This is a genomic window from Mucilaginibacter sp. HD30, assembly GCF_054061755.1.
The window spans coordinates 128,712-139,873 of sequence record NZ_JBSSEO010000001.1 but is presented as its reverse complement, the minus strand read 5'-3'; the positions used below and the strand labels follow the sequence as shown (position 1 = coordinate 139,873).

The 11,162-nt window shown below is 41.6% G+C and carries 12 protein-coding genes; 5 read left to right on the top strand and 7 right to left on the bottom strand.

The window, feature by feature from the left end; genetic code table 11:
* A complete protein-coding gene (locus tag ACVW2L_RS00685; protein WP_457126022.1) occupies positions 1-387 on the bottom strand; it encodes a DUF423 domain-containing protein in 387 nt (128 codons plus the stop codon).
* 89 nt (positions 388-476) lie between these two features.
* On the opposite strand from ACVW2L_RS00685, the gene ACVW2L_RS00680 reads away from it, so the two are divergent.
* Positions 477-2,069 (top strand): hypothetical protein, encoded by a 1,593-nt coding sequence (locus ACVW2L_RS00680; protein WP_457126021.1) that lies wholly within the window; start codon positions 477-479, stop codon positions 2,067-2,069.
* 41 nt (positions 2,070-2,110) lie between these two features.
* On the top strand, positions 2,111-3,553 hold the full coding sequence (locus ACVW2L_RS00675) for a DUF5723 family protein (protein WP_457126020.1): 1,443 nt from the start codon (positions 2,111-2,113) through the stop codon (positions 3,551-3,553).
* Here the strand turns inward: ACVW2L_RS00675 and tsaB are convergent.
* From tsaB to rpmH, 4 genes are all read right to left on the bottom strand, one after another.
* The gene (tsaB, locus tag ACVW2L_RS00670; protein WP_457126019.1) at positions 3,550-4,227 is read right to left on the bottom strand and encodes a tRNA (adenosine(37)-N6)-threonylcarbamoyltransferase complex dimerization subunit type 1 TsaB; all 678 of its coding nucleotides are present in this window, start codon (positions 4,225-4,227) and stop codon (positions 3,550-3,552) included. The genes ACVW2L_RS00675 and tsaB overlap by 4 nt on opposite strands.
* Before the next feature lie 85 nt (positions 4,228-4,312).
* Positions 4,313-4,555 (bottom strand): membrane protein insertion efficiency factor YidD, encoded by a 243-nt coding sequence (gene yidD / locus ACVW2L_RS00665; RefSeq protein WP_457126018.1) that lies wholly within the window; start codon positions 4,553-4,555, stop codon positions 4,313-4,315.
* The gene (locus ACVW2L_RS00660; RefSeq protein ID WP_457126017.1) at positions 4,552-4,935 is read right to left on the bottom strand and encodes a ribonuclease P protein component; all 384 of its coding nucleotides are present in this window, start codon (positions 4,933-4,935) and stop codon (positions 4,552-4,554) included. Before ACVW2L_RS00660 ends, yidD begins: the two co-directional genes overlap by 4 nt.
* A 76-nt stretch (positions 4,936-5,011) precedes the next feature.
* Positions 5,012-5,170 carry a 50S ribosomal protein L34 gene (rpmH, locus tag ACVW2L_RS00655; RefSeq protein ID WP_157526498.1) on the bottom strand — a complete coding sequence of 53 codons (159 nt, stop codon included), beginning with the start codon at positions 5,168-5,170 and terminating at the stop codon, positions 5,012-5,014.
* Between the two features lie 131 nt (positions 5,171-5,301).
* Here rpmH and ACVW2L_RS00650 point away from each other — a divergent pair, with 131 nt between their 5' ends.
* A complete protein-coding gene (locus tag ACVW2L_RS00650; RefSeq protein ID WP_457126016.1) occupies positions 5,302-6,156 on the top strand; it encodes a ChaN family lipoprotein in 855 nt (284 codons plus the stop codon).
* Between the two features lie 85 nt (positions 6,157-6,241).
* Here ACVW2L_RS00650 and mscL read toward each other — a convergent pair whose 3' ends face one another.
* Entirely contained in the window at positions 6,242-6,628 is a 387-nt protein-coding gene (mscL, locus tag ACVW2L_RS00645; protein WP_457126015.1) for a large-conductance mechanosensitive channel protein MscL, read from the bottom strand.
* 153 nt (positions 6,629-6,781) lie between these two features.
* On the opposite strand from mscL, the gene rpoN reads away from it, so the two are divergent.
* Entirely contained in the window at positions 6,782-8,257 is a 1,476-nt protein-coding gene (gene rpoN, locus ACVW2L_RS00640; protein WP_457126014.1) for an RNA polymerase factor sigma-54, read from the top strand.
* Between the two features lie 60 nt (positions 8,258-8,317).
* On the opposite strand, the gene ACVW2L_RS00635 is transcribed toward rpoN, so the two are convergent.
* Positions 8,318-9,349: an SMP-30/gluconolactonase/LRE family protein gene (locus ACVW2L_RS00635; protein ID WP_457126013.1), complete on the bottom strand. Its 1,032-nt coding sequence runs from the start codon at positions 9,347-9,349 to the stop codon at positions 8,318-8,320.
* A 332-nt stretch (positions 9,350-9,681) separates the two neighbouring features.
* Between ACVW2L_RS00635 and ACVW2L_RS00630 the strand changes: the two genes are divergently transcribed.
* Positions 9,682-11,151, top strand: a complete 1,470-nt coding sequence (locus ACVW2L_RS00630) for a glycoside hydrolase family 130 protein (protein ID WP_457126012.1) — start codon at positions 9,682-9,684, stop codon at positions 11,149-11,151.
* Positions 11,152-11,162 lie beyond the last annotated feature (11 nt).

The following is an 11,162-nucleotide window of genomic DNA, read 5'->3' as shown; positions in this document are numbered from 1 at the left end:
CTACTTTTGCTTTAAAGCAGATAGTAACAGCATTAACCAGCCGCCAATAAACAGCAGGCCGCCTATGGGCGTAATGGGGCCAAAAAACTTTAGCCATTCCCAGCCCAGCGCGTAACGGCATGACAGCAGGTACAACGAGCCGGAAAAGAATATAATACCAAACGTAAACAGGTAAAAAGCCGCGTTGGTATAACTGCTGTTTTGCTGCGCGAAGAAAGCCAGAAACAGCAGCGCGAAAACATGGTAAAACTGGTATTGTACCGCTGTTTGCCAGGTTTGTAACTGCTCGGCAGCTAAAACTGCCTTTAACGCGTGCGCTCCGAATGCTCCGGCTACAACTGCCAGCATCCCGAAAATTGATGCTGTAATAATTATCTGCTTATCCATGCTTTTAATAAAAAGCTAAATTAACCAATTTGAAAGTATTACTTGAATGCTATCGGCTAAAAATCCTAACTTGCACATACTAAGCAAACATGAGGCGACACATAATACTATCGGTAATACTGTTTATAGCTATTGTGTTTTTAGCTGTGTTGTACTTCAGGAATTTAAGTACACCAGGCTCACGCACCACCAGTGTGTTACGGTCTATCCCCAACAATGCGGCGCTAATTTTCGGGTTTAATAACGAGGATAGTTTTTACGAGATCTATAACGGAAACAAGTTGTTTGCCGCCGTTATAGGCGATGAGCAGTTAAGTGAACTGGATACTTTGCGGAAACAATTATTAGCTAATAATTTACTCAGGCCGTTTTTTGATGGTCAGAATGTCTTTTTGTCCTTCCATCCCGGCAAAGACAATACCATTAACCTATTATTTACCACATCTGTTGATAAGAAAACAGACCCGGCTACACTCGATAAAATTACGCAGCAACAAAAGCCGGGGTTAAAAATTACCGCGGCAAACTATGGCGGCAACAAAGGTTATGATGTTTATCTGGATGTACTGAAGAAACATTTCTACCTAACAAGTAAAGAGAAGGGTATTTACGCCGGCAGTTTCTCAAAAGAAATGATTGATGCCTTTATAGCTTACACGCCGCAAAAGGATGAGAAAAACTTTATTTTACTGCCGCAACAGCAAATTTCGAATTCATTGGGCAACCTATATATAAACTATGCTCAGCTAAACCCCCTGTTTGATAAACTGCTGAAAAATAAAAACAGCGATATTTTTAAAAGCCAGCGCATGTTGCCGGCACTGGGCGTGCTCGATCTTAACTTTAAAAGTGATGCCCTTATGTTTAGCGGCTTTACCGAGACCGACCCCGCTAAGGCATCAAGTTACATCAGCCTGTTTTTAGCGCAGCAGCCTATTGTTAATAACCTGAAGGATATTTTTCCGTCAACAACGGCTTACAGTGCAAACTTCGCAGTTTCTGATCCTAAGAAATTTAAAACAGACCTTTCTAAATGGCAGGCAAAAGCCGGATTACAACACGAAAAGGATTCGCTTTTCAATAAAATAAAAACCGAAACAGGTATTGAACTGATACCTGAGTTTAACAAAGTTTTAGGTAAAGAATTTGCCGTTGTAACCACGCGTTTTATGGAAAAGCTGGCCCTGGTAACGCTTACCAATGGATCTGACCTAAGGCCGGTTTTGAACAACATAAGCACCATGGAGGGGGATGAGATTGGCAAATTCAATTATGGCAAACTACCTTTCTTTTTATTAGGCGATGCGTTCAGCATGTTTCATCACCCATGGTTTATGATAGTGGATAATTACCTCGTACTGGCAAACAGTAAAAACGAGCTGATAAGCTACCGCGACAGCTACTTTAACAGCAAAGTTCAAAGCAAGCAGCAGGCCTATATTAATTTTGACAAATTACTTACCCAGCGAAGCAATGTGAGCTGGTACATCAATTTTAAAAACAGCGGAAGTATTTTTAAACGCGACCTGAGTGATAATTTTTATAAAGCATTTAATGGCAACCAGCCCGGGTGGAAGAACTTTTATGCAGCATCATATCAATTATCGGCCACGGATAAAAACTTTTATACCGTTTTTTGTATGAATTTTAATGAGCCGGATACAACCGCCGCAAACAAATAAACTTTCTTTTATATTTAAATAAAGTACCCATAAAACGCAGGATGAAGAAAACGATACTACTAAGTTGTTTGCTATTATCAGCGGTGAAACTATTTGCCCAGCAGTATTCGCAATACAATACGGGTACTTTGTTTGATTCTTTTGAAAACCCATCGCAACGCTCCTTTATACCAGACTCAAGCAGGTCTGTAGCGTTTAACTTTTTTATTCCAAATTTTAGTACTGCTAACTTTATAACAGGTAATGCGCAGGACGCCCTATTTGATCGAGTTTTTTCGGGTTATTATAATACGGCTGCGGTACAGGTGGGTAAAGGCAAATACAGTAACATTCGCAGCAATACAAACGCGTATTGGGCCATGCTAAAAATTTTTACCAGCCTTAACGGCAACCGCGAAATTGGTGTCGCCCTGAGCAGCAGGGCCGAGGTAAGGGGTTATATTACTGACGAATCAATAGCTTTGTTTAACGGCGCGTTAAATTTTGACAAGCTGGCCTACACAAATACTTTCAATGATAATTATTCTTACCAGGCTTATCATCAGCTTTCTTTCTCCTATCGTGAACAGATTAATAAACGTTTGGCTTTGGGGGTAAAACTCAGCGCTTTAATGGGGCTTACCTATAATAAGGTAAACATCAACCAATCGGGCATTGTATTTGACCCGGACAACGATGCCGCCACTATTTCTTTAGCAGGAAAGGGCCAGACAGCAGAGTATAACAAGTGGTATAATTTCAGAAATCCCGGACTGGCCGTTTCCTTTGGCGCGGGCTATACTAATAGCAGCGGGTACCACTTTCAGTATAACTTAAAAGATCTGGGGGTGATAAGATGGGCGGATGGAGCAAACAGCGCTGAATTTGTAAACGAAGGGACACTTATAGAAAACATCTCAACCGGGCAGCGCGAAACCAATATTTTAAACGCTGTACAAAACATAACAGGGGGTAACACAGAGGCGCGCGGTTATTTTTACAGCAAAACCAATGCAATTGCCGAAGTGAGCGTAAATAAAACCTATTGGTTTGATTATGATAAAAGGCTTAAACTTTCGCCAACGCTTATTGCCTCAAAAGCGCTGTGGTATGATGATGCAACAGTTGCCGCTGTGGTGCCGTTTTCATACAATAATTACAGCATTACGGGCACTACATCATACAATACACTTGGCTTGTTTAATTACGGTGCGCAGTTTATGTATAAAACACCCAATGCCGAGTTTTACATTGGTACCGAGCGCTTGTATCAAACCACGCGTGCGGTAGTAGAGGCAACACGCAATAACCTGGTTGGCGAACAGGTAAAGCGCAGCTACCACAACTACAGCGGCGTAGATATATTTTTAGGTGTATCGTTTAAATTTGGTAACCTGATAGAGCATCCTATGAACGCCAGCTTTATACCGGATGGCGAGGATGACAAGGGATTTTTAGGCAGGATATGGAATAAGATATTTAAAGGGAAAGACAAAAATTACTAAGCCTTTTTTGTTACCAGGAAATCTTTCAGGTAATACGGCTCATAATACGCCACATCCTCAAATTGCCCAGCCTGAAATTTCTGATAAGCCTTTTTTGTTAAGTGCACGGCGGAGTTGGTAAAGTTACCAATAAACAGGGCATTGGCATTGCCGCTTAATGTTTCGCGGCATTTAGGCGCGCCATCTCCAAAAAATAAAATTTTACTTTTCTCTAATTGTGCAGAAAAGCTGTTTTCATCAATAATTGCAGCATTAGTAGCTTGCACCCGGTTACCTGCGGCATCAAATAAAGCAGTATACACCTCCATGCGGCGGGCGTCTATCATGGGGCATAGCAGTATATCTCCGTTAACCCCGCGCGCTATTATACCCTCAGCCATAGCTTCTAATGTTTCTACTGCTATTAAAGGTTTATCCAATGCATAGCATAAACCTTTAGCTGTTGATACGCCTATACGTAAACCTGTGTATGATCCTGGTCCGCTGCTTACCGCTACAGCGTCCAGCTCATTATACTTTATCCCTGCGTTTTTAAGTATCTCATCAATAAAAACAGTTATCACCTCGGCGTGTATGTTACGCTGGTCTATTTCCTTAAAGGCAATAACTTCGCCGCGGTTAGCTAATGCTACCGAACATACGGTTGTGGCTGTTTCTATTTGTAGAATTTTCATTGGTCAGTGGTTATTGTGTCACTGGTCATCAGTCATTAGTTGATAGTCATTGGATACTTGCCATTGCACTAATGATTAATGACTATTAAGGCACCGGATCATGGCCATGTCCGCCCCAGGGGTTGCACCGGCCTATCCGTTTCAAAGTTAACCATCCGCCTTTAAACGGCCCATATTTTTTAACTGCTTCTAACCCATATTGCGAACAGGTAGGCGTATACCTGCAAGATGCGCCGGTTAAAGGCGAAATAAAATACTGGTAAAACCGTATCAGCAAAACAAATATTGCACCTATGCCCGCTTTTAATATGTTACCTACGGCGTTCATTTGGCAATCCCTTCGCAGAGCAGATCAAACAGTTTCAGCATTTTCTTTTCAATAAGTTTATACTCATTGATCTCTTTACCGATGTAACTTATTGAAAGTGTAATGTTTTTATCAGCCTGCGATAAAAGATGATACAAGCGCATTTGTTTGTGCAGGCGATAGGCTTCGCGCATGCGGCGTTTTAGCACATTGCGGTCTACAGCGCGTTTATACCGTTTTTTTGCCACGGCAAACAACACCTGTACCGGCACCTCTTGAGGCCCGTTAACCACTAACCACGAAGCTTTAAAAGGATAACATAAAAAGGAAGAACCGTTATGAAAAAGCTCATCAATAAGCCTTTTATTACATAACCGTTCTTCCTTTTTAAAGGTTTGCATTTTCTTGTACTGAACCGAAATTGTTTAAAATAACCGGTTCAGGCCTCTATATGCTGATAAGAAGCAACCGGAGGGTTTATGCTTTATGACGACGCTCGTCAGATACACTTAATCTTTTTCTGCCTTTTGCTCTTCTGGCTGCCAATATTCTTCTACCGTTAGCAGTTGACATGCGCTCACGGAAACCGTGTTTATTTCTTCTTTTCCTTTGAGAAGGCTGGAACGTTCTTTTCATGACTTTTTATTCTTTTTGTTTTTAAAAACAAGAGCGCAAATGTAGTGGTAATTTTGTACTTTTCAAATACATTTATGCACATATTTTATTCTGATAAATTTACCGGGTAAATTACCTCTTATTGTCTTAACATGATGAACCTTCGTTTAGCCCTGCTTTTGCTTGTGTTTCCTGTTTTTGTTTACGGGCAAAACTATGCAGTTTATAATACGTCCACAAAAAGTAAAGTAACACTTAATGATGTTGCAGAGGCAATGAACAAGGCTGATATAGTATTTTTTGGCGAGTTGCACGATGACAGTCTGGGCCACGTTGCCGAGTTTGACCTGCTTAAAGCGCTGGCAGCAAAATATCCCGGCAAACTTGCCCTATCTATGGAAATGTTTGAAACCGATGTGCAACCTGTATTAAACGAATACCTGAGTGGCTTCATCCGCGAAAAGAATATGATAACTGATGCCCGCGCATGGCCAAGATTTAAAACTGATTACCGCCCCATGGTTGAGCTGGCTAAAAGCACCGGCATGCCTGTAATAGCCGCTAATGCACCCGCCCGTTACACTAATATGGTTACAACAGGCGCCTTTGACCGACTAAAGGTATTAAGTAAAACTGCGCTAAGTTATCTGCCGCCTTTACCAATTGATACAGCAACGGGGCCGTATTATGAAAAATTTGTTGCAGAAATGGGCGGGCACAGCGCAATGGGTGGTATGCACATCTACCAATCGCAAAGTTTGTGGGATGCTACCATGGCGTGGTCAATAGCCCGGTTCTACAAAAAACATAAAGACTACAAAATAATGCAGGTTAACGGCGGCTTTCACAGCGAGGAAAAAATGGGGATAGTGGCACAGCTAAAAAACTACGCGCCAAAAGCAAGCGTTGTTACCGTTAATGCTTATGCCGAAAAAGACCCGAACAACATTGACTGGGGCACCTATCAAAAAAAGGCAGACTTTATTATTTTGACTTCATCAAAATAGACCATAGCCGGTGGTCCATAGTCCATAGATTTTTTGTTCTACCAGTCGAAATCAGGTCAATTTACTATGGACCATGGTCTATCAACTATCGACTTTTCAAAATATCCCGTATCTCTGTAAGTAACACTTCCTCTTTTGTTGGCGCAGGTGGAGCAGACGGGGCAACTTCCTCTTTCTTTTTCATTGAGTTAATGGCTTTAACTATAATAAACAAAGCAATAGCCACAATAATGAAAGAAATTACCTGCGATAGAAAATTACCATATTTAACTGCCGTTCCGGGTATTACCAGTTCGGCCAGGTTGGTTAAATGGGCTGCTTTAAGGGCTGGTGTTAAAATTGCCGGCGTGATAATATCATCAACCAGTGAGCTAACAATTTTACCAAAGGCACCACCAATTACAACGGCAACCGCCAGGTCAACCACATTGCCACGCATGGCAAATTCTTTAAACTCTTTTACAATAGCCATGGCATCTAAAATTGAGGTTATAAAAAGTGTTAGTAAATTATTAATGCACCAAAAACAAATTAATTGATTTGCTATTTATTAGATAAATGTAACCATAGTAACTAAGTTTTCAAATTTAATGGTAATTGATGTAGATTTGCCCTAATCTATTTTATGCTTAAACAGAACCTTCAACAAAAATTATTACAGAAACTCTCGCCGCAGCAAATTCAATTTATAAAATTGCTGCAGGTGCCTACCGTATCTTTAGATACCCGTATAAAAGAGGAACTGGAAGAAAACCCCGCGTTGGAGGATCTGAGCCTTACCAACCTGAACGAACCCGAAGAACAATATCCGGACCGCGACCCTGATGAAGACAACTTTAACAGCGACGAAGAGCACGGTGAAATGGATGAGTTTAATATTGATGACTACCTGCAGGAAGACAACGTAAACGAGTATGGCTCGCGCTATGATCAGAATGGCGACGACGAAGAAGAACGTAAGGAAATGCCTTTGGCTGTCCAAAATTCGTTTTTTGAAAGTTTGCAGGCACAGTTGGATATGCTTCCCTTATCAGACAAAGATTTTATCATCGGCAAACAAATAATAGGCAGTTTAGATGATGACGGTTATTTGCGCCGCCCTATAACTTCGCTTACAGACGATCTGGCATTTTCGCAAAATGTGATGGCCGAGGACGAAGAAGTTGAGGATATGCTGAAGGTGATACAGGGTTTTGACCCGGCGGGTGTTGGCGCGCGCAGTTTACAGGAATGTCTGCTGATACAGCTGCGCAAAAAAGATCCGAATGACCTGATCATAAAAAAGGCCATTATGGTGGTGGAAGACTACCTGGATGAGTTTACCCGCAAACATTACGATAAGTTGGAACGCTCGCTGAACATGACATCTGAGGAGTTGCGTGCAGTAGTGAACGAAATATTGAAACTTAACCCCAAACCGGGCGATTCAAACGAGGTGAATAACAAGCAAATGCAGGTTATTCCGGATTTCCATATAAAAAACAGCGACGGCGTATTGATACTTACCCTTAACTCAAAAAATGCTCCTGAGCTGCGGGTAAGCCGCTCTTACCAGGAAATGTTTCAGCATTATGATAAGGCATCGCAAAGAGATAAGAAGCTTAAAGAAGCCGTTCAGTTTGTAAAGCAAAAGCTGGATTCGGCCAAATGGTTTATTGATGCCATTAAACAGCGCCAGCAAACCTTGCTTAAAACGATGAACGCCATAATGCAATATCAGTATGAGTTCTTTTTAACCGGCGACGACAAGAATTTAAAACCGATGATATTAAAGGACATAGCCGACCGGATAGGTATGGATATTTCTACTGTATCGCGCGTGGCCAACTCTAAATACGTTCAAACCGAGCATGGTACATTTCTGCTGAAGTCGTTCTTCTCTGAAGCCATCCAAACAGAAAGCGGCGAAGAAGTATCAAACAAAGAAGTTAAGAAAATCTTAGAAGAGCACATAGGCAAAGAAGACAAGCGCCACCCCCTTGCCGATGAAAAACTGACAGATATACTAAAAGATGCCGGCTATAACATAGCCCGCCGCACCGTTGCCAAATACCGCGAACAAATGAATATCCCGGTAGCGAGGTTACGCAGAGAGGTTTAACACGATCATAAAAAAATAGCGATGGGTTTAAAACCCATCGCTATTTTTTATGCCATACACTTAAAACTTCTCTACCCCTTTAACATTCATTTTTACAGAGGTTAACTTATCTGATGGGCCGGTTATAAATAAGATATTATTATCCTTTCCACCAAAAACGTTATTGTTTGCGCCACCTTTAATTGGGATGCCCAACACCTTTGTTCCGGCGGGATCAAAGGCGGTTATGCCCAGGCCGTTGCTGATGTAGACGTTCCCTTTTTCGTCCATTGACATACCGTCGCCACCCATATCATTAAACTTTTTCATATTAGTAAGCGTACCATCGGCATTAATATCAAACACCCAGGTGCCGCCCATGTTGTTACCCGCCCATTTATTCACATACAGTTTTTTACCGTCGGGTGTGCCAACCACGCCATTTGGCCATGAGTTAGCATCCCAACCGGCGGCTTCGGATGTTACCCTTACCAGCGCAGTTGCACCCGGAGCCAGGTAATAAACATGCCCCCCTTTACCTGTAGCCGCCTGCTCGGAGTGTGTTGGCTCCCAAGGCTGTTGCCGCGGATCGCCGGGTGCCCAGTAACCACGCGGAAAAATAGGATCTGTAATATATAAACCACCCGTTACCGGATTGATCCAAACATCGTTAGGGCCGTTTAGTAACTTGCCGTTGTATTTGTTTACAAGCACGGTTTTATTGCCGTTGGGCGCTATCTTCCACAGTTCACCATACATATCAGCGCAAGCAATAAGGTAACCATTCTTATCAAAAGCCATCCCGTTAGAGCGGCCGGTACCCACCAAAAATGTAGTTAACGAACTGTTGGACACATCCCATTTAAAAATTTTATCGTTGGGCTGATCCGTAAAAAATATGTTGCCTTGCTTGTCCACCGCAGGTCCCTCCGGAAATCCGAAATCTCGAGCTACAGTGTCTAACTTTCCTTTAGCGGCTGCCGCGACCAACCTGCCGGGATCAAAAATGTCTGATGCTACATATTCATCATCATTGTTGTTATTGTCCTTTTTGCATGATGACCAGGCCATTAAACACGCCATCCCGATTAAGAGTAATGTTTTCTTTTTCATAACAATAAATAAAAAGGTTAAAAAATAATTGGTTCCAACATTGTGCACAATGTTGTTATTTATCCGGCTTAGCAGCAGGATTGCTTAATAAATAAATAGTTTCTTTAGGGTAGATGTATTTAATAGAGGTTTAACTAAGGTAGCGGTACTTTTAATCAAAAACGTATAATAATTAACAATGGAGAATATTGTACATGTTTTAAAATAAAGAAACGCGGTGGAATTTTTAACCGGAAACAGACGGCTGTCTTGTATTTTCAAGCTTTCTCAAATTATCGAAATCAATTTGTTTAACTTGGTGTTAACTATAAAACTCACGCTGTTATAATTATATGAAGTTAGCTATTGAACGCAAGCCTGTAAGGGTAAATCCAGATCCAAAACGTGTTATTGCCCGGTTTTTTTTTAACGGAAACGACCGCGCCAAAGAAGTGATAGAGAGAGTGACGAATGTAAGCGAAGAGGCTGCTTTTAGTATTTTATCACCATTATTGCAGGAATATTCTAAACGCCACAGAAATATAACCCGTGTGCTTAACAGGCATTGCAGCAAGTTAAAACCATTGTTTGATGACCTGGGTATTGATTTTGACGGGCTTACTGTTTACCGTAAATTGCTTATTGGCTCTTACTTTACACACGAATATTCTATTGAATCTGCCGCGTTTTTCAATCCATCAATAGTTGATGATCCCGACCAGTCTGAACTTACAGAAGGCGAACGCCGTGTTATAATGAGCTTCCGCGCGGTTGGCGAGGGGCACATATCATCCATAACTTTTCGCCGGGCACTTATTGATAAAGATAACAACATTACGGTACTGCCTGCCGGCAATTATATAGACGAGGCCGAAATTGTACGCAACGCCGTTTATAACAAAAAACTCTTTTTTGAAAAGGCTGCCATCACACAGATAAATATTGATGTGTTGCATGAGTTAGAATCAAAACTGGATCATCACTTTGAATACGCCAACCTCAGAAGAATTATTCTGGACTCGCAGCGCCTGCAGGAAAGCGATTTAAAAAAGCTGGAATACGATAAGATCTTATGGTTGGCAGACTCGTATTACGAAATTGTTTTCTCGCTGGATACCGATATATCTGACAGGGTAATTTTCCCGATATCAGAATACGAACGCAAAGGTATTGAAGATGCCCGCTTTGTTGAATTTAAAAACGATGATGGCAGCTCTGTTTATTATGCTACTTACACCGCATATGATGGTGCGCTTATAATGCCCAAGCTTTTGCAAACCAATGATTTTTACAATTTTAAAATAATGCCTTTGTATGGTGCAGGAGCCCAAAACAAAAACCTGGCGCTCTTTCCGCGTAAAATAAATGGCAGATACGCTATGATATCGCGTATTGATGGGTGCAACAATTATATCATGTACTCAGACAAGATCAACATTTGGGAGAAACCTATTTTGTTGCAAAAGCCAAAATTTGCCTGGGAATTTGTGCAGATAGGCAACTGCGGGTCGCCTATTGAAACGAAGGATGGCTGGATAGTTATAACCCATGGCGTGGGCCCAATGCGCCGCTATGTGCTTGGTGCCAGCTTGCTTAAACTAGATGACCCTCAAGTGGAGATAGGCCGTCTAAGAGAGCCCCTGTTGATCCCCAACAGCGACGAACGCGAAGGGTACGTACCCAATGTTATTTATTCCTGCGGATCTATCATCCATAAAAACAAACTGATAATACCTTACGGCTTATCAGATTATTCAACCTCGTTTGCAGAAGTTGACCTGGATGATTTGATGGCTAAGTTTAAAGAAGACGGGGTAGATTAACTTATATTTTA